18 protein-coding genes are annotated in these 17,134 nt (G+C 67.4%); 12 read left to right on the top strand and 6 right to left on the bottom strand.

Annotated elements, in window-relative coordinates; genetic code table 11:
• Positions 1–253 precede the first annotated feature (253 nt).
• Positions 254–1,042, top strand: a complete 789-nt coding sequence (locus tag LRS53_RS07740; RefSeq protein WP_017639200.1) for a helix-turn-helix domain-containing protein — start codon at positions 254–256, stop codon at positions 1,040–1,042.
• Here the strand turns inward: LRS53_RS07740 and LRS53_RS07745 are convergent.
• From LRS53_RS07745 to aspA, 6 genes are all read right to left on the bottom strand, one after another.
• Entirely contained in the window at positions 1,039–2,244 is a 1,206-nt protein-coding gene (locus LRS53_RS07745; protein WP_231355534.1) for a GGDEF domain-containing protein, read from the bottom strand. The genes LRS53_RS07740 and LRS53_RS07745 overlap by 4 nt on opposite strands.
• Before the next feature lie 144 nt (positions 2,245–2,388).
• Positions 2,389–3,489 carry a polyamine ABC transporter substrate-binding protein gene (locus LRS53_RS07750; RefSeq protein WP_068384477.1) on the bottom strand — a complete coding sequence of 367 codons (1,101 nt, stop codon included), beginning with the start codon at positions 3,487–3,489 and terminating at the stop codon, positions 2,389–2,391.
• Between the two features lie 23 nt (positions 3,490–3,512).
• The gene (locus LRS53_RS07755) at positions 3,513–4,544 is read right to left on the bottom strand and encodes a histone deacetylase family protein (RefSeq protein WP_231355535.1); all 1,032 of its coding nucleotides are present in this window, start codon (positions 4,542–4,544) and stop codon (positions 3,513–3,515) included.
• A 123-nt stretch (positions 4,545–4,667) separates the two neighbouring features.
• A complete protein-coding gene (locus tag LRS53_RS07760; RefSeq protein WP_231355536.1) occupies positions 4,668–5,027 on the bottom strand; it encodes a cupin domain-containing protein in 360 nt (119 codons plus the stop codon).
• A gap of 45 nt (positions 5,028–5,072) precedes the next feature.
• A complete protein-coding gene (locus tag LRS53_RS07765) occupies positions 5,073–6,074 on the bottom strand; it encodes an AraC family transcriptional regulator (protein WP_231355537.1) in 1,002 nt (333 codons plus the stop codon).
• Between the two features lie 98 nt (positions 6,075–6,172).
• The gene (gene aspA, locus LRS53_RS07770) at positions 6,173–7,606 is read right to left on the bottom strand and encodes an aspartate ammonia-lyase (protein WP_231355538.1); all 1,434 of its coding nucleotides are present in this window, start codon (positions 7,604–7,606) and stop codon (positions 6,173–6,175) included.
• Between the two features lie 154 nt (positions 7,607–7,760).
• Here aspA and LRS53_RS07775 point away from each other — a divergent pair, with 154 nt between their 5' ends.
• The 11 genes from LRS53_RS07775 to LRS53_RS07825 all read left to right on the top strand — a co-directional run bounded on the left by LRS53_RS07775 (position 7,761) and on the right by LRS53_RS07825 (position 17,132).
• Positions 7,761–8,666 (top strand): LysR substrate-binding domain-containing protein, encoded by a 906-nt coding sequence (locus LRS53_RS07775; RefSeq protein ID WP_059316971.1) that lies wholly within the window; start codon positions 7,761–7,763, stop codon positions 8,664–8,666.
• Positions 8,667–8,772: 106 nt separating this feature from the next.
• On the top strand, positions 8,773–9,711 hold the full coding sequence (locus tag LRS53_RS07780) for a 4-hydroxyproline epimerase (protein WP_231355539.1): 939 nt from the start codon (positions 8,773–8,775) through the stop codon (positions 9,709–9,711).
• Positions 9,708–10,823: an NAD(P)/FAD-dependent oxidoreductase gene (locus LRS53_RS07785; protein ID WP_231355540.1), complete on the top strand. Its 1,116-nt coding sequence runs from the start codon at positions 9,708–9,710 to the stop codon at positions 10,821–10,823. Before LRS53_RS07780 ends, LRS53_RS07785 begins: the two co-directional genes overlap by 4 nt.
• On the top strand, positions 10,817–11,053 hold the full coding sequence (locus LRS53_RS07790) for a (2Fe-2S)-binding protein (protein ID WP_231355541.1): 237 nt from the start codon (positions 10,817–10,819) through the stop codon (positions 11,051–11,053). Before LRS53_RS07785 ends, LRS53_RS07790 begins: the two co-directional genes overlap by 7 nt.
• Positions 11,050–12,285, top strand: a complete 1,236-nt coding sequence (locus LRS53_RS07795) for an NAD(P)/FAD-dependent oxidoreductase (protein WP_231355542.1) — start codon at positions 11,050–11,052, stop codon at positions 12,283–12,285. The genes LRS53_RS07790 and LRS53_RS07795 overlap by 4 nt, the downstream gene beginning before the upstream one ends.
• Positions 12,282–13,073 carry an AraC family transcriptional regulator gene (locus LRS53_RS07800; protein ID WP_017639212.1) on the top strand — a complete coding sequence of 264 codons (792 nt, stop codon included), beginning with the start codon at positions 12,282–12,284 and terminating at the stop codon, positions 13,071–13,073. Before LRS53_RS07795 ends, LRS53_RS07800 begins: the two co-directional genes overlap by 4 nt.
• A complete protein-coding gene (locus LRS53_RS07805; protein WP_231355543.1) occupies positions 13,070–13,990 on the top strand; it encodes a dihydrodipicolinate synthase family protein in 921 nt (306 codons plus the stop codon). The genes LRS53_RS07800 and LRS53_RS07805 overlap by 4 nt, the downstream gene beginning before the upstream one ends.
• Before the next feature lie 332 nt (positions 13,991–14,322).
• Positions 14,323–14,817 carry a 5-(carboxyamino)imidazole ribonucleotide mutase gene (gene purE, locus LRS53_RS07810; RefSeq protein WP_007160060.1) on the top strand — a complete coding sequence of 165 codons (495 nt, stop codon included), beginning with the start codon at positions 14,323–14,325 and terminating at the stop codon, positions 14,815–14,817.
• A complete protein-coding gene (locus LRS53_RS07815) occupies positions 14,814–15,896 on the top strand; it encodes a 5-(carboxyamino)imidazole ribonucleotide synthase (RefSeq protein WP_231355544.1) in 1,083 nt (360 codons plus the stop codon). Before purE ends, LRS53_RS07815 begins: the two co-directional genes overlap by 4 nt.
• Before the next feature lie 128 nt (positions 15,897–16,024).
• Positions 16,025–16,273 (top strand): GlsB/YeaQ/YmgE family stress response membrane protein, encoded by a 249-nt coding sequence (locus LRS53_RS07820; protein WP_231355545.1) that lies wholly within the window; start codon positions 16,025–16,027, stop codon positions 16,271–16,273.
• Between the two features lie 310 nt (positions 16,274–16,583).
• The gene (locus LRS53_RS07825; RefSeq protein ID WP_231355546.1) at positions 16,584–17,132 is read left to right on the top strand and encodes a DUF3299 domain-containing protein; all 549 of its coding nucleotides are present in this window, start codon (positions 16,584–16,586) and stop codon (positions 17,130–17,132) included.
• The last annotated feature ends 2 nt before the right edge of the window (positions 17,133–17,134 follow it).

The raw sequence follows: 17,134 nt of genomic DNA on the forward strand, positions 1-17,134 counted from the left end.
GATGCTCCAAGGCCGGCTCGCAAGCCTTGGGGCTATTATTGTGGAATATCCCGCTCCCGACACCGCGCCCGGTCGTGGGGAGACGACCGGGACAGGGCGCTGGGACGGATCGGTCCGGGTGGAACGGGCAGTAAGACGGACCGGGCCGCCTAGGTTCGGCTATCCCACCGGCGTGGACAATTCCGCGCCTCGCTTCAAAATGGCGCGACTTGATGCTAGTTTTCCGGCCGTCTGTCAAGCTTGGGCAGGGTTCATGAGCGATTTTTCCGCCAATTTGCAGCTGCTCTGCCAGCGCCACCGCTCGATTGCCGCCGTCTGTCGCGCCGTCGGTATCAACCGTGCCCAGTTCAATCGCTACCTCAACGGCCAGAGCCGTCCGTCGCCCTACAACCTGCAGCGACTGGCGGAGTTCTTCGGATTGCCGGCCAGTGATCTGCAGCTGCCGCAACGGCAATTCGCGGCGCGCCTGGGGGCACCGGTCAGCCAGGAGACGGGGTGGGCGGGGCAGGCGCTGGCCCTGTTCGGCGAACGCCAGGAAGGCTTGGTCCGTTACCAGGGCTACTACCACGAATACTATCCGTCGCTCTCCACCCCAGGCGTAGTGCTCTGTGGGCTGGTGCGGCTGTTCGAGGAGGAAGGCGTCTTTCGCTATGTGCGTTTCGAACGCCTGCGTCGTCAGGGCGAGGCCACGAGCCAGGCACGCTTTCGTTACCTGGGCCTGGCCATGAGCCTGGAAAGCCGGCTGTTCTTCACCGACTACGAATCCCTCACCGGCAACGAGTTGTCGCAGACGGTGCTGCTGCCCAGCGCGCGCAATCGTATCGATCGCCTCAACGGCCTCAAGCTGGGCGTCAGCGCCTCCGACCGCCGCGAGCCGGCCTGCACCCGAGTGGTCTGGGAGTACCTGGGCACCCGCCCCCGGCGCGGTCAGGCCTATGGCCGCATCGGTCTCTACGACTGGCAGGACCCTCACCTGGACGACGATCTGCGCCAGCGCCTGGCCAGCGCGACTTTGGTCGATCGGGTCTATCGCCTGGGCTAGCTGGGTTCAGCGACCTGGGTCTGGCAGCGATCGCAATCCTCCAGGATGGCGCGGTCGCGCCCGGCCTGCTTGGCCCAGTAGAGCTGGCGATCGGCGGCTTCGAGAAAGGTTTCGGCGCAGTCGTGGTCCAGTCGGGCGCAGGCGCCGCCGATGCTCACGGTCACGCGCGGACCAGCAGGGGGGCCGAGGTGGGGAATCTCCAGGCGCCGTACCGCATCGAGCAGGCGCTGGGCCAGTTTGCTGGCATCCTCCTCGCGCGAAGGGGTGCAGAGGATGGCGAACTCCTCGCCACCGTAGCGGGCCAGGCAGTCGCCGGCGCGCAATTCATTGGCCAGGGCGGTGGCGACCTGTTGCAGGCAGCGATCGCCGGCCGGATGCCCATAGCGGTCATTGAAGGCCTTGAAGTGATCGACGTCGATCATCAGCAGGAGCAATGGCCGGGGCGGGGGATAGGCCAGGGCGGTGGCCAGGGCCTGCATCAGCGCCCGGCGGTTGGCCACGCCGGTGAGGGGGTCCGTGGCCGATTGCTGTTCCAGAACGCGATTGGTGGCGGCCAGCTCTTCGTTGCGTAAGCGGTCGCGCAGGATCAGCAGATAGCCCTGACGGCGGGCGCGCTCCATCCAGAAGTTGTTGAGCAGGGTAAAGCTCGCGGTGGCGAACGCCAGGGTCATGACCAGCGAAGCCTCCAGAGCCGGCAGGGTATGCATCTGGGTGGCCAGGCCGATGGCCAGCAGGGCGAACAGGCTGTGGACCGCGGCCTGGCGCAGGGGCGGCGCGATGCAGCTGTTGGTGAAGAGCGTCATCAGCGGCATGGTCGCCAGCCAGAGGGCGCGATGCGCGGCATCGGTGGCCTCGACGTCGAGCAGCGGCGGGAGATAGGCCAGCAGACAGGGCAGGATGCCCAGCCACTCGCGCGCGGGATGTTCGGCGGGTATCACCCCGAGCGCCAGCAAGACCAGCCCGCCGCCAATCACCACCAGCGCGCTGAGCAGGCTGATGAGCCAGAAGGCCTCGTTCATCAGGATCCAGTCCCAGATCGAGAAGCTGGCGTAGGCGAGGATGGCCACGGTCAGGGTAATGCGCAGGTGCCGCCGGCGCGAACGGGCGATGTCGTGCTGGTAATGCCGTTCCAATACCGATTCGAAGCGCAGGGCCCAGAAAGGGCGAGCCAGCGCTCGGGTGAGGGCGAGACTGAGGGACATGACGCCGTACCTGGCAGGTAAATCCAATGGGTCACTTCAGCACAGTAAGTCCCTTAGCGCGATAGAGGGTTCCCGGGCGCGGGGATGTAACCGCCGAATGGTAGCCATTGGCTACCATTCGGATGGTCGTGGACGCCGTTGCCGCTAGTTGCCGGCCTTGATGCGACTCCAGGCACGGGTGCGGACCCGCTCGATGGGCTGCGGCAGCGGCTGCACCACATAGAGCTTCTTGAGCATTTCCGGGGTGGGCACCAGGTCGTGGTTGTCGCGGATGGCGGCGGTCACCAGCGGCATGCCCGGCTTGTTGGCGTTGGGGTAGCCGAGGTAGTCGCTGATTCCGGCGATCACCTTGGGTTCGAGCAGGTAGTTGATGAAGGCATGGGCCTGGTCGACATTGGCGGCGCTGGCCGGAATGGCCCAGGTGTCGAACCAGATGGGCGCGCCCTCGCGTGGCAGCCGCCAGTCCACCACCACGCCGTTGCCGGCCTCCTTGGCGCGGTTGCCGAACTGGTAGAAGCTGCCCGAATAGCCCACTGCCACGCAAATGTCGCCGTTGGCGATATCGGTCATGTACTTGGTGGAATTGAAGTAGGCCATGTAGGGGCGGATCTTGAGCATCAGCGCCGTGGCCTTTTCGTAGTCCTTGGCGTTGGCGCTGTTGGGGTCCAGCCCCAGGTAGTGCAGTACCACCGGCAGGATGTCCGAGGGCGAATCCAGCATGGCCACGCCGCAGCTCTTGAGCTTGGCCATGTTCTCCGGCTTGAACACCAGGTCCCAGCTGTCCACCGGTGCGTCCGCGCCCAGCGCCGCCTTGACCTTGGCCGGATTGAAGCCGATGAGGATGGTGCCGTACATGTAGGGCACGCCGTACTGGTTACCCGGATCGTTGACCTCCAGCAGCTTGAGCAACTCGGGATCGAGATTCTGCCAGTTGGGCAGCTTGGTCTTGTCCAGCTTCTGGAACACTCCGGCCTTGATCTGGGTTTCCAGGAACTGGTTGGAGGGGATCACCAGGTCGTAGCCGGAGCGGCCGGTGAGCAGCTTGGCTTCCAGCGACTCGTTGCTGTCGAAGGTGTCCCAGGTGACACGGATGCCGGTCTGCTTGGCGAAGTCCTTGGGCGTCTCGGGCAGGATGTAGTCGGCCCAGTTGTAGACCCGCAGTTCGCCAGGATCGGCGGCCTGGACGGCGGTGGCGAGCAGGGCGCCACCGAGCAGGGCGGTGAGCGGACGCAGGAGGCTGTGCATGGTCGGATTCCTCGGGAGGGGGATCAGGCGCCGTCGAAGGCGGCCAGGACGTTCACCGTGTTGATGCCGATCTCCGCCACGGCGTAACCGCCTTCCATGACGAACAGGGTCGGCAGGCCGAGCCGCGCCAGGCGTTCGCCCAGGCGTAGGTAGTCGTCGCTCTCCAGCTTGAACTGGGAAATGGGATCGGCCTTGAAGGTATCCACGCCCAGGGAGACCAGCAGCAGGTCCGGGGCATAGCTTTGGAGTCGCGCCAGCGCTACTTCCAAGGCGGCGCTCCAGCTGTCCCAGGCGCTGCCGGCCGGCAGCGGCAGATTGAGGTTGAAGCCCTGGCCCGCCCCGGTGCCTGTCTCGTCGGCATAGCCAAGGAAGAAGGGGAACTCGAAGCCCGGATCACCGTGCAACGAGAGAAACAGGACATCGTCGCGGGAATAGAAGATGTCCTGGGTGCCGTTGCCGTGGTGGTAGTCGACATCGAGGATGGCGACCCGCCGGGCGCCGCCGTCGAGGGCGGCCTGGGCGGCGATGGCGGCGTTGTTCAGATAGCAGTAGCCGCCCATGACATCGGCGGCGGCGTGATGGCCCGGCGGACGGCAGAGGGCGAAGGCGCTGCGCGTGCCCGCGGCGACCTCGGCACCGGCGCTCAGGGCCACCTGGGCGGCGCTGTAGGCGGCCTGCCAGGTACCAGCGGTGATGGGAGCGCCGCCGTCGAAGCTGTAGTAGCCCAGACGCCCATGCAGGCTGGTGGGCGGCAGCACCTGCCGCAGGGTGCGTGCGGGCCAGGTATAGGGCAGCAGATCCACGGTCTCGCCCCCGGCGGCCCATTCGTCCCAGGCACCGGCGAGAAAGTCGAGATAGGCCTCGCTGTGGACACGCGCCATGGGCGCCCGGCCAAAGTCCCTGGGCGCCACCACCTCACCGAGCTGCCGGCGGTGACACTCGGCGAGGATGAATTCGACGCGCTGGGGCTTTTCGAAACAGGGCTGTAGCTGGCCGTCGATCAATTCGCAGCGACCATGGTGCAGGGCGTGATCGGGACTGTGGTGGATGCGCATGGTGACTCCGGGCGGCGGGTTCTCTCCTGATTCTTGCCAGCCCGGCGCCTCGCGACGAGAGGCGCAGCGGCCAAAATGGGATAGATCCGGCCAGATTCTCACCTTGCGCCGTCACAAGAGATGTCAGCTGCCCTTGGCTTCGTAGACCACGAACCGCTTCAGGGTTGGCTCCACGACCTCCCAGGTCCCCTGGAAACCACGCGGCACGACGAAGGTGCTGCCCGGCCCCAGGCGGGTAGTGCGGCCCTGGTCATCGGTGACCAGGCTCAGGCCTTCGAGGACCTGGCAATACTCCTCCTCGGTGTACTGGACGCGCCACTTGCCCACCTCGCTGTGCCAATGGCCGACGGCGAAGACGCCACTGGCATCCTCGTAGTCGAGCCAGAGGCTCTGCAGCGGATCGCCTTCCAGGCGCTTTTCCGCCGGCAGCCGGTATTGGTCGGTAGGTTGGCCGCGTGCGGCGAGCAGGTGCAGGGCTGGCATGGCAGAGCCTCTCGGTGTGCAGGAACCGCCAGCATACGCCAGCCGCTAGAGCCGATAACCCCGTGGCGATTGCCCACTCCAGCGGCGAAAGGCATGGCGGAAGCTGGCGGTTTCGCTGAAGCCCATCACCTCGGCGATGCGATAGATGGGCAGGCGCTCCTGGGCCAGCAGATCACGTGCCCGTTCGAAGCGCAGTTCGTCGAGCAGTTGCTGATAGCCGCTGCCGCCCGCCTGCAGGTGTCGGCGCAGGCTGCGCGGCGCCATGCCGAGGTGGCCGGCCAGGGCCGCGAAGGAGGGTGGTGCAGCCAGGTCGGCGCCCAGCAGGGTGCGGATGCGGGCGAGCAGGGCGCGCTGGCGATCCTGTTCCGGAGCCAGGCGACCACACTGCTCCAGGGCGTCGCGATGGGTCACTGGATCGGCCAGCGGCAGGCCGCGCTCCAGCCAGGTGGCGGGAAAGGCAAGGCCATTGAAGGTGGCTCCGAAGGCCAGGGGCGCGGCGCCGAAGCAATCGTCATAGCGCTCGCGATAGGTCGGCTCGGGGTGCCGAAAGGCCACCTGCACCAGGGGTAGAGGCGTACCCAGGAGGTCGCAGCAAATCGCCCGCAGCGAGGCCAGGCAGCACTCGGCGTTGCAGCGTTCCAACTCGGGTGCGAAGGGGTGGTCATCAGCCCTGAGCCAGGCCAGCTCGCCGTGGCGCTCCAGGCGCAGGGTGAAATAGGCACCGAGCAGCCCCTGGTGGGCCAGGGCCGCCTGCAGCGCCGCGCCCAGGGCCGGGGCGCTGAGCAGGGCATAGCCGAGCAGGCCGTAGCCGGAGACGCGCAGCCGCCAGCCCAGCAGCAGCCCCAGTTCGGGCGGGGCGACCGGCAGGGCGTTGGCGATGACCCGCTGTTCCTGGGCCAGGGTGATGAGCCGATGGGGCTGTTCGAGGTCGTCCAGCTGCAGGCCGCTACCAGCCAGCAGCGGTTCCGCCCGGGCAGGCGTGTCGGCCGCCAGTTGCTGGAGGACCAGGGACACCAGGTTGAGATTGATCAAGCCGGACTGACGCATGTGAAAACTCCCCGGAGCGGTGGCAGCCTTCCAAGCAAGAAGGATACCGCGCTCACGGGGAGTTGCCGCGCTTACCGCTCAGGTCTGGCGTACGAGGCTCAGACCTTGGCCTTCAGGGGCACCAACCGCGGGGCGATCATGTTTTCCGGGCGCAGGATGTCGTCCAGGGTCGCTTCGTCCAGCAGGTTTTCCTCGCGCACCAGCTCCAGTACGCCGCGACCGGTTTCCAGCGCCGTCTTGGCGATGCGGGTGGAAGTCTCGTAGCCCAGGTAGGGGTTGAGCGCGGTGACCAGGCCGATGGAGTGCTCCACCTGGCGGCGGCAGTGCTCGACGTTGGCGGTGATGCCGGTGATGCAGTGCTCGCGCAGCATGTCCATGGCGCGCTGCAGCAGGCGGATGGAGTCGAAGATCTTGTAGGCGATCAGCGGCTCCATGACGTTGAGCTGCAGCTGGCCGCCCTCGGCCGCCAGGGTCAGCGCCAGGTCGTTGCCGATGATCTCGAAGGCCACCTGGTTGACCGCCTCGGGGATCACCGGATTGACCTTGCCCGGCATGATGGAGCTGCCCGGCTGGCGCGGCGGCAGGTTGATCTCGTTGATGCCGGTGCGCGGACCGCTGGAGAGCAGGCGCAGGTCGTTGCAGATCTTCGACAGCTTCACCGCGGTGCGCTTGAGCATGCCGGAGAACAGCACGAAGGCGCCCATGTCCGAGGTGGCTTCGATCAGGTCGGCGGCCGGGGTCAGCGGCTGGCCGCTGATGTCCGCCAGGCGCTGCACGGCCAGCAACTGATAGCCGGGGTCGGCGTTGATGCCGGTGCCGATGGCGGTACCGCCCAGGTTGACCTCGGTGAGCAGCTCCGGCGCCAGGCTCTTCAGCCGCGCCAGGTCTTCGCCCAGGGTGGTGGCGAAGGCATGGAATTCCTGGCCAAGGGTCATGGGCACCGCGTCCTGCAGCTGGGTGCGACCCATCTTCAGCACCTCGGCGAATTCCACGCCCTTGGCGGCGAAGGCGGTGATCAGGCTGTCCAGGCTGGCGAGCAGGGCGTCATGGCCGAGCAGCAGGCCCAGGCGAATGGCGGTGGGGTAGGCGTCGTTGGTCGACTGCGCCATGTTGACGTCGTTGTTCGGGTGCAGGTGGCGATACTCGCCCTTGGCATGGCCGAGCAGCTCCAGGGCGACGTTGGCGATCACCTCGTTGGCATTCATGTTGGTCGAGGTGCCGGCCCCGCCCTGGATCATGTCCACCACGAACTGGTCGTGGAATTCGCCGCGAATGATGCGCGAGCAGGCATCGCTGATCGCCTGGTGCTTCTTGCTCGGCAGGTGGCCGAGCCGGTGGTTGGCGTCGGCTGCCGCCTGCTTGACCATGGCCAGGGCCACCACCAGCTTGGGGTAGTGACCGAGGGGCACGCCGGAGAGGCGGAAGTTCTGCACGGCGCGCAGGGTCTGGATGCCGTAGTAGGCATCGGCGGGGACGTCGAGGGTACCGAGAAGATCTTTTTCGAGGCGGACGGATGATGCAGAGTCGGACATGATAGCGTTGGGCTTCGATCAAGCGGCGGACGCCGCGATGCCCTAGAATCTAGGCCTGCCAGCCGATCCCGGCCAATGCCAATCCGCCAAGCCTCATGCCGGATCGGCATAACTCAGGTTGTGACCTCACGAGATCAGACGACGTATGGGCGCCATGAACATCGAATTCAAATGGCTGGAAGACTTCGTGGCCCTGGCGGCCACCTACAGTTTTTCCCAGGCCGCCGAAAAACGTTTCGTCACCCAGCCCGCCTTCAGCCGACGCATCCGCGCGCTGGAGGAAAGCGTCGGCCTGACCCTGGTGGACAGATCCCACACCCCGATCAGCCTGACCGAGGCCGGTCAGCTGTTTCTGGTCACGGCGCGCAGCGTGGTGGAGCAACTGGGTGAGACGGTGCGCCATCTGCATCACCTGGAAGGCGGGCAGGGCGAGGTGCTGCAATTCGCCGCCGCCCACTCCCTGGCCCTGGGCTTCTTTCCGCAGTGGATCGCCGGCCTGCGCGGCCAGGGCCTGGCGCTGGCCAGTCGCCTGGTGGCCACCAATGTCGGCGATGCCATCCACGCCCTGCGCGACGGTGCCTGCGACCTGATGCTGGCCTTCCACGATCCCGACGCCGCCCTGCAGATGGACCCGGAGCTGTTTCCTTCGCTGCACCTGGCGCACACCGCCATGCTGCCGGTCTGCGCCACCGATGGCGAGGGCCGCCCCATGTTCCAGCTGGACGGGCAGAGCAGTGTGCCGCTGCTGGCCTACAGCGCGGGTGCCTTTCTCGGCCGGTCGGTGAATCTGCTCCTGCGCCAGCGCAAGCTGCGCGCCGTGACCCTCTACGAAACCGCCATGGCCGACAGCCTCAAGACCATGGCCCTGCAGGGCCTGGGCGTGGCCTGGGTGCCGCAGTTGTCGGTGGCCGCGGAACTGGCCCGGGGCGAACTGGCCGTGTGTGGCGACGCCGCCTGGCAGGTCGGCCTGGAGATCCGCCTCTACCGCTGTGCCCTGTTGCGCAAGCGGCTGGTGCAGCAGGTCTGGCGACATCTGGAAAGTCAAAGCCACGGCGGCTGATCGACGGCAGGCGATTATGCCGATATCGGCTTTTAGCTAGCCGACGTCCTGCAAGCCTTTTGCGCCTGTCTGCGCGACACTGGAGCCTCTCTCACGGAGGTCAGCCATGCAGCGCATCCGCGTCATCGACTCCCACACCGGCGGTGAACCCACGCGCCTGGTCCTCGATGGTTTTCCCGATCTGGGCCAGGGCAGCATGGCCGAGCGCCGCGCCCTGTTGGCCAGCGAGCATGACGCCTTCCGCCGGGCCTGCATGCGCGAACCGCGCGGCAACGAGGTGCTGGTCGGCGCCCTGCTCTGTGAGCCAGTATCTCCTGCCGCCAGCGCTGGCGTGGTGTTCTTCAACGAGGTCGGCTATCTGGGCATGTGCGGCCATGGCACCATCGGCCTGGTGGTGTCCCTGGCCCATCTCGGCCGGATCGGTACCGGCGATCACCTGATCGAGACGCCGGTGGGCGATGTCACCGCCACCCTGCACGACGATGGCAGCGTCAGCGTGCGTAATGTCCCGGCCTATCGTTACCGGCAGGGCGTGCAGGTGGAGATTCCCGGCCATGGGCCGGCCACCGGCGACATCGCCTGGGGTGGCAACTGGTTCTTTCTCTGTGCCGATCACGGCCAGCGCGTCGCCGCCGATAACCTCGAAGAGCTGCTCACCTTCAGCCTGGCCCTGCGGGGCGCCCTGGAAGCCGCGGGGATCACCGGCGAGCAGGGCGGCCATATCGATCACATCGAACTCTTCGCCGACGACCCGGACGGCGCCGACAGTCGCAGCTATGTGCTCTGCCCAGGGCGCGCCTATGACCGCTCGCCCTGCGGTACCGGCACCAGCGCCAAGCTGGCCTGCCTGGCGGCGGACGGCGATCTCGAACCTGGCGCCGTCTGGCAGCAGGCCAGCGTCATCGGCAGTCGTTTCGAGGCCCATTACCAGCCGGGCGACGAGGGCCGCATCCTGCCGGTGATCCGTGGACGCGCCCACGTCATGGCCGAGGCGACCCTGCTGCTGGCCGCCGACGATCCCTTCGCCTGGGGCATTCCGGGGTGAAGTCGGTAGCGGAGGTCCTCGTCGTCGGCGCCGGCATCGTCGGTGCCAGTTGCGCCGCGGCCCTGGCCGCGCGCGGCTGTCGCGTGCGGGTGCTGGACGCCGGCCTGCCCGGCGCCTCCGCCGCTGGCATGGGCCACCTGGTGGTGATGGACGACGACCCCGCCGAACTGACCTTGAGCGCCCGCTCCCTGGCACTCTGGCGTGAGCTGGTGCCCCAGTTGCCGGGCGCCGCCGACTACCGCAACTGCGGCACCCTCTGGCTGGCTCGCGACGCCGCTGAGCTGGAGCTGATCGAAGAGAAACGTCAGCGCCTGGATGCCCAGGGCGTTGCCAACCAGCCGCTCGACGCTGCGGCGACCGCTGCCGCCGAACCGGCACTGACTGCCCTGGCCGGCAGCCTGGAGGTACCTGGCGACGGCCTGCTCTATGCCCCGGTAGTCGCCGCCTGGTTGCTGCAGCGCTCGCCGCTGATCGAATGCCAGCGCGCCCGGGTGACTGCCGTCGAAGGCCGGCGCGTGCGGCTGGACGATGGCCGCTGGCTGACTGCCGATGCCGTGGTGCTTGCCGCCGGCCTGCAGGCCGCCAGTCTCTGTCCGGACCTGCCATTGGTACCCAAGAAAGGCCATCTGCTGATTACCGACCGCTATCCCGAGCAGGTTCGCCATCAGCTGGTGGAAATCGGCTACGGTGCCAGCGCTCACGCCAGCAGCGGTGCTTCGGTGGCCTTCAACGTCCAGCCACGGCCCACGGGGCAGTTGCTGATTGGTTCGTCGCGGCAATTCGAGCGTCCGGATATGGCTGTGGAACCCGCGGTGGTCGGCCAGCTGCTGCGTCGCGCCCTGGACTTCCTGCCGGGCCTGACCCATACCTCGCTGATCCGCGGCTGGACCGGCCAGCGCGCCGCCAGTCCCGACGGCCTGCCCTTGATCGGCGCCCACCCCGACCAGCCCGGTCTGTGGCTGGCGGTCGGTCACGAAGGCCTGGGCGTCACCACCGCGCCGGCCACCGCCGAAGCCATCGCCAACGGACTATTCGGCGAGTCTTCGACGTTCCACGTGGAACCCTTCGCACCGGCGCGTTTCACCACCGCGCCGAGGAGCCAGGCATGCTGACCCTGTTCATCGATGGCGAGCGCCTGCAAGTCCGCCCTGGCAGTCTGCTCACCGCCGCTCTGGCCAAGAGTAGCAACCCCGCCGCGCGCCGTTCGGTAGGCGGTGAGGCCCGGGCGCCTTTCTGCGGCATGGGCATCTGCCAGGAATGCCGGGTGCAGGTCGATGGCGTACGCCGGCTGGCGTGCCAGACCCCCTGCCAGGACAGCATGCAGGTGGAGCGCCTGTCATGAATAGCGCGAGCTGCGATCTGCTCATCATCGGCGCCGGCCCGGCGGGTCTCGCCGCTGCCCGCGCCGCCAGTGGCCGCGGCCTGAAGCTGGTGCTGCTGGACGACAATCCCTTGCCCGGCGGCCAGATCTGGCGCGCCCGTGCGGGCCAGGTCGCCGCCGAGGTCGGTAGCCTGCCGGCGGATGTGACCCTGCTCACCCAGACCCGGGTCGCCGCGGTCCTGGGCGCACACCAGCTGCTGCTGGAGGACGCACACGGCGGCCGCACGCTGGCCTTCGATACCCTCATCCTCTGCACCGGCGCCCGCGAACTGCTGCTGCCGTTTCCCGGCTGGACCCTGCCCGGCGTGACCGGTGCCGGCGGCCTGCAGGCACTGATCAAGGGTGGCGTCGAAGTCGCCGATGAACGCATCGTCGTCGCCGGTACCGGTCCGCTGCTGCTGGCCAGTGCCGCCACGGCGCGCCAGGCGGGTGCCCGCATCGCCCTGGTCGCCGAGCAGGCCAGGCGCCGCGCCGTGCTCGACTTCGGCCTGGGGCTCTGGCGCTGGCCGAACAAGTTGCGCCAGGCGCTGACGTTGGCCACACCCCGTTATCGGTCGGGTACCTGGGTCGAAGCGGCGCTCGGCACCGAGCGTCTCGAAGCCGTGCGCCTGCGCCAGGGCGAGCGTCGCTGGGAGGTCGCCTGCGACCGCCTGGCCTGTGGCTATGGCCTGGTGCCCAATGTCGAACTGGCCCAGAGCCTGGGCTGTGCCACCCTGGACGGCGCCGTGGCGGTGGATGAACACCAGCGCACCAGCCAGCCACATATCCTGGCGGCCGGCGAATGCACCGGAATCGGCGGCAACGAACTGGCCCAGGTCACCGGGCGGATCGCCGGCCTGGTCGCCACCAGCCAGCTCGACGCTGCCCATGCCGTGCAGGCGGAATCACGCCCCTGGCGCCGCTTCGCCGCCCAGTTGGCCCGCACCTTCGCCCTGAATCCGGCCATTGCCCGTCTCGCCCAGCCGGATACCCTGGTCTGCCGCTGCGAAGACGTGGCCCTTGGTGCCCTGGTCGGTCATGCCGACTGGACCCAGGCGAAGCTGCGTAGCCGCTGCGGCATGGGTGCCTGCCAGGGCCGCATCTGCGGCCAGGCTACCTGCGTATTGCTGGGCTGGACGCCCCCGGTTCCGCGCTTTCCCCTGCAACCCACCCGTATCGACAGTCTGCTGGCCCTGACCGAGGACGAGAGATGAACGCCGCTGCCCACCTGGACGCCCTGAACCGCGCCCGGCCCGCCGACCTGCCCGCGCTGCTCGCCAGCCTGAGCCTGGTGGCGCCGCTGCTCGACGCCATTCCCGGCGTGGTGTTCTTCGTCAAGGACCTGGAGGCGCGCTATGTGCTGGTCAACCTGACCCTGGCCCAGCGCTGCGGCTATGAAGACGTCAGCGAACTGCTCGGCAAGACCGCCGAGGAAGTCTTTCCCGCCCCCCTGGGCGGCGCCTATGCCGAACAGGATCGCCGCGTGCTGCGCGAGGGCCTGGCGCTGGACGATCAACTGGAGCTGCACCTCTATGCCGGCCGTACCCCAGGCTGGTGCCTGACCCGCAAGCTGCCGTTGCACGATGCCCAGGGCCGACTCATGGGCATGGCCGGCATCTCCCACGACCTGCAGGCACCGGCCGCCGATCATCCGGCCCACGCCAAGGTGGCCGAGGTCGATCGCTATCTGCGCGAGCACTATGCCCAGCCGCTTTCGGTGGGCGAACTGAGTCAGCGGGTGGGCCTGTCGGTCTCCCAGCTCGAACGCCAGTGCAAACGCATCCTGCGCCTCACGCCCCAGCAGTTGCTGCACAAGGCCCGGCTCGACGCCGCCTCGCGTCTGCTGGCCCGCGATCTGCCCGTCACCGAAGTGGCCCTGGCCTGTGGCTATACCGACCACAGCGCCTTCAGCCGCCAGTTCCGCCGTCTCACCGGCCTGTCGCCCCGGCAATACCGCGACTCTCTCAAGCCCCGTCTGCGTCTGGAGGAAACCCCTGCATGAGCACTCCCCGCGTCAACTGGAGCGGCGTCTTTCCCGCCGTCACCACCCAATTCAACGATGACTTCTCGGTCAATCTGGACCAGACCCATGGCGTGATCAGCAACCTGGTGCGCGATGGCGTCTCCGGTCTGGTGATGTGCGGCACCGTGGGCGAGAACACCTCCCTGACCCTGGAAGAGAAGATCGCCCTGGTGGAGGTCGCTAAGGACGCCGCCGGTGGTCGCGTGCCGGTGATCTGCGGCGTGGCCGAATTCACCAGCCTCAACGCCACCCGCACCGCCCAGGCGGTGGGTCGCGCCGGGGCCGACGGCATCATGCTGATGCCGGCGCTGGTCTACTCGGCCAAGCCCCACGAGACCGCCGCCCACTTCCGCAGCGTGGCCAGCGCCCTCGACCTGCCGCTGATGGTCTACAACAACCCGCCGATCTACAAGAACGACGTCACCTCGGACATCCTCATCTCCCTGGCCGACGTCGACAACATCGTCTGCTTCAAGGATTCCTCCGGCGATACCCGCCGCTTCATCGACGTGCGCAACGAGGTGGGCGATCGCTTCGTGCTCTTCGCCGGCCTCGACGACGTGGTGCTGGAAAGCATCGCCGTGGGCGCCGAGGGCTGGGTCTCGGGCATGTCCAACATCTTCCCCACCGAAGGCGAAACCATCTTCCGCCTGGCCAAGGCCGGCCGCTTCGCCGACGCCATGCCGCTCTACGAGTGGTTCATGCCGCTGCTGCACCTGGACGCCCGCCCGGACCTGGTGCAGTGCATCAAACTCTGCGAAGAACTCGCCGGCCGCGGCCGCGCCCTGACCCGCCCACCCCGCCTGGCCCTGCCCGACGCGGATCGCGCCTTCGTCGAACGCCTGATGGCCAAGGCCCTGGAAACCCGTCCGCAATTGCCGGATGTAGGGATCTGAGGCAGGGCTTATCGCGGCCAAGGTGATCCGCTAACGCGCCCGCTCTGCATTAATCGCGGCCATGGGCCGCTCCTACGGTAGGAGCTGCTGCTGTAGGAGCGGCCCATGGCCGCGATAAAAGCCAACCCCCTAACGCCACGCCCCACCCCAGGCCTCTGGCCCGTACCTTTCACCCCACACCACCACCCATCCCATGGGCGCCACAGCCTGTCCTGCAACCGACAGGCGATACCCGGCGCAGGGGCACGCTCCGCCCCGCTTTCGTCTATACTGTGCCGCTCATTTCCCAAGCCACGTCCGCCGCGTGGCTTCTTCATTTCAGAGGCACGACGATGAGCGCACTCGTAGGCGTGATCATGGGCTCCAAGTCCGACTGGTCCACCCTGAGCCACACCGCCGACATGCTGGACAAGCTGGGCATTCCCCACGAAGTGAAGGTGGTCTCCGCCCACCGCACCCCCGACCTGCTGTTCCAGTACGCCGAAGAGGCCGCCGGTCGCGGTATCGAGGTGATCATCGCCGGTGCCGGTGGCGCCGCCCACCTGCCGGGCATGTGCGCCGCCAAGACCCACCTGCCGGTGCTCGGCGTGCCGGTGCAGTCGTCCATGCTTTCGGGCGTCGACTCCCTGCTGTCCATCGTGCAGATGCCCGCCGGTGTGCCGGTCGCCACCCTGGCCATCGGCAAGGCCGGCGCCATCAACGCCGCGCTGCTGTCCGCCAGCATCCTCGGCGGCAAGTATCCCGAGTATCACGAGCGGCTGAACGCCTTCCGTGACGAGCAGACCCGCACCGTGCTGGACAATCCCGATCCGAGGGAGCAGGCATGAAGATCGGTGTCATCGGTGGCGGCCAGCTGGGCCGCATGCTCGCCCTGGCCGGCACGCCGCTGGGCATGAACTTCGCGTTTCTCGACCCGGCGCCGGATGCCTGCGCCGCTGCCCTGGGCGAACACCTGCGCGCCGACTACGGCGACCAGGATCACCTGCGCCAGCTGGCCGACGAGGTCGATCTGGTGACCTTCGAATTCGAGAGCGTCCCGGCCGAGACCGTGGCCTTCCTCTCGCAATTCGTGCCGGTCTATCCGTCCGCCGAAGCCCTGCGCATCGCCCGCGATCGCCTGTTCGAAAAGTCCATGTTCCGCGACCTGGGCATTCCTACTCCTGCGTTCGCCGATGTCCTGTCCCAGGCCGACCTGGACGCCGCCGTGGCTCGTATCGGCCTGCCGGCGGTGCTCAAGACCCGTACCCTGGGCTACGACGGCAAGGGCCAGAAGGTCCTGCGTCAGCCGGAAGACGTCACCGGCGCCTTCGCCGAACTGGGCAGCGTGCCCCTGCTGCTGGAAGGCTTCGTGCCCTTCACCGGCGAGGTGTCCCTGGTGACCGTGCGCGGTCGTGACGGCGAGGTGGCCTGCTATCCGCTGGTACACAACACCCATGAAAGCGGCATCCTGCGCCTGTCGGTGGCCAGTTCCGACCATCCGCTGCAGGCCCTGGCCGAAGACTATGCCCGCCGCGTGCTGGAGCAGCTCGACTACGTTGGCGTGCTGGCCTTCGAATTCTTCGAAGTCGAGGGTGGCTTGAAAGCCAACGAGATCGCCCCGCGCGTGCACAATTCCGGGCACTGGACCATCGAAGGCGCCGAGTGCAGCCAGTTCGAGAACCACCTGCGCGCCGTGGCCGGCCTGCCGCTGGGCTCCACCGCCAAGGTGGGCGAGAGCGCCATGGTCAACTTCATTGGCTCGGTGCCGCCGGTAGCGGCCGTCACCGCCCTGGAAGACTGCCACCTGCACCACTACGGCAAGGCCTTCAAGGCCGGGCGCAAGGTCGGTCACGCCACCCTGCGCAGCGCCGATGCCGCGACCCTGCAGACCCGCATCGCCGCCCTGGAAGCCCTGATCCAGGCCTGATGCCAGACGGCTTCCGCACACGGAAGCCGTTTTCCCCTGAACCTCGAAGGATCACCGGTGGTCGGAGAGTACAACGACGCCTGCTGACCGGCGTTGTCTTACCAGCACTCAAACAGGGGATTCTTCACATGGGCATCATCGCAACCATCATCATCGGTCTCATCGTCGGCCTGGTTGCCCGCTTTCTCAAGCCGGGTGACGACAGCATGGGCTGGATCATGACCATCATTCTGGGCATCGTCGGCTCCGTGGTCGCTAGCTACCTGGGCCAGGCACTGGGCATCTACCGTGCCGGTGAAGGCGCAGGCTTCATTGGCGCCGTGATCGGTGCCATCATCGTGCTGTTCATCTACGGCATGGTGACCAAGCGTCGCTAAGAACGTGTTCACGATTTCGCGAGCTAGAGACAAATAAGGCGAAAATGGCTGAGGAAGCGGAGTTTACAAAGGGTAAATGAGCATTCCGAAGTCATTTTCAACGCCGTTTGGCCGACGCGCAGCAGATCGTGAATAGGTTCTAAGACGCCGCTTCGCCTCGGCGAAGCCAAGTAGCACAGCGTTTCCGCCCCTGGTGTCGCCCGTCGATCCAGGGGCTTTTTAATGGGCGAGGCTCTGCTTTGCGGCCTTGGGGCTGGACCCCTGACCTGGCGCGCCGCACACTCGGACTTTTGCGTCCGACCTGCCGACCATGCCCAGACTGCTCATTACCCTGCTGCTCGCCAGCCTGCCGCTGCTGACCCACGCCGCCAAGGGCGAACCGCCGGAAACCGACTGGCTCGATCTGCTCACCGCCGAAGATCGCCGGGCCCTGGAAACCATGCCCGAGATCAGCCACAACAGCCCCGAAGCACCGGGCGGGTTCGGCTCGCCGGGCGGGCTCAAGCAGAAGGACAATGGCCTGCCCGAGGTGATGCATTCCACCCGCACCGTGGCCGCCCTGAATGGCAAGAACGTGCGCCTGGGCGGTTTTCCGGTGCCGCTTGAGACCGACGCCAAGGGCAATTTCCGCGAATTCTTCCTGGTGCCCTATCCGGGTGCCTGCATCCACGTCCCGCCACCGCCGCCGAACCAGATCGTGCTGGTGCGCTACCCCAAAGGCGTGCCGCTACCCGATATCTACGAGCCCTACTGGGTCATCGGCACCCTGCACACCGAGGCGGTCGACAACGACCTGGCTGAAGCGTCCTATACCCTGGACGCCAGCAAGGTCCGCAAGGTCGAAGAAAGCGACCTCTAGCC

It is taken from the genome of Pseudomonas sp. PLB05 (assembly GCF_021106615.1).
GTDB classification, from domain to species: domain Bacteria; phylum Pseudomonadota; class Gammaproteobacteria; order Pseudomonadales; family Pseudomonadaceae; genus Chryseomonas; species Chryseomonas benzopyrenica.

Bases quoted from the DNA above. Each gene is read 5' to 3' on its own strand.
- LRS53_RS07740 (WP_017639200.1), top strand. From the start codon at position 254: ATGAGCGATTTTTCCGCCAATTTGCAGCTGCTCTGCCAGCGCCACCGC.
- LRS53_RS07745 (WP_231355534.1), bottom strand. From the start codon at position 2,244: ATGTCCCTCAGTCTCGCCCTCACCCGAGCGCTGGCTCGCCCTTTCTGG.
- LRS53_RS07750 (WP_068384477.1), bottom strand. From the start codon at position 3,489: ATGCACAGCCTCCTGCGTCCGCTCACCGCCCTGCTCGGTGGCGCCCTG.
- LRS53_RS07755 (WP_231355535.1), bottom strand. From the start codon at position 4,544: ATGCGCATCCACCACAGTCCCGATCACGCCCTGCACCATGGTCGCTGC.
- LRS53_RS07760 (WP_231355536.1), bottom strand. From the start codon at position 5,027: ATGCCAGCCCTGCACCTGCTCGCCGCACGCGGCCAACCTACCGACCAA.
- LRS53_RS07765 (WP_231355537.1), bottom strand. From the start codon at position 6,074: ATGCGTCAGTCCGGCTTGATCAATCTCAACCTGGTGTCCCTGGTCCTC.
- aspA (WP_231355538.1), bottom strand. From the start codon at position 7,606: ATGTCCGACTCTGCATCATCCGTCCGCCTCGAAAAAGATCTTCTCGGT.
- LRS53_RS07775 (WP_059316971.1), top strand. From the start codon at position 7,761: ATGAACATCGAATTCAAATGGCTGGAAGACTTCGTGGCCCTGGCGGCC.
- LRS53_RS07780 (WP_231355539.1), top strand. From the start codon at position 8,773: ATGCAGCGCATCCGCGTCATCGACTCCCACACCGGCGGTGAACCCACG.
- LRS53_RS07790 (WP_231355541.1), top strand. From the start codon at position 10,817: ATGCTGACCCTGTTCATCGATGGCGAGCGCCTGCAAGTCCGCCCTGGC.
- LRS53_RS07795 (WP_231355542.1), top strand. From the start codon at position 11,050: ATGAATAGCGCGAGCTGCGATCTGCTCATCATCGGCGCCGGCCCGGCG.
- LRS53_RS07800 (WP_017639212.1), top strand. From the start codon at position 12,282: ATGAACGCCGCTGCCCACCTGGACGCCCTGAACCGCGCCCGGCCCGCC.
- LRS53_RS07805 (WP_231355543.1), top strand. From the start codon at position 13,070: ATGAGCACTCCCCGCGTCAACTGGAGCGGCGTCTTTCCCGCCGTCACC.
- purE (WP_007160060.1), top strand. From the start codon at position 14,323: ATGAGCGCACTCGTAGGCGTGATCATGGGCTCCAAGTCCGACTGGTCC.
- LRS53_RS07815 (WP_231355544.1), top strand. From the start codon at position 14,814: ATGAAGATCGGTGTCATCGGTGGCGGCCAGCTGGGCCGCATGCTCGCC.
- LRS53_RS07820 (WP_231355545.1), top strand. From the start codon at position 16,025: ATGGGCATCATCGCAACCATCATCATCGGTCTCATCGTCGGCCTGGTT.
- LRS53_RS07825 (WP_231355546.1), top strand. From the start codon at position 16,584: ATGCCCAGACTGCTCATTACCCTGCTGCTCGCCAGCCTGCCGCTGCTG.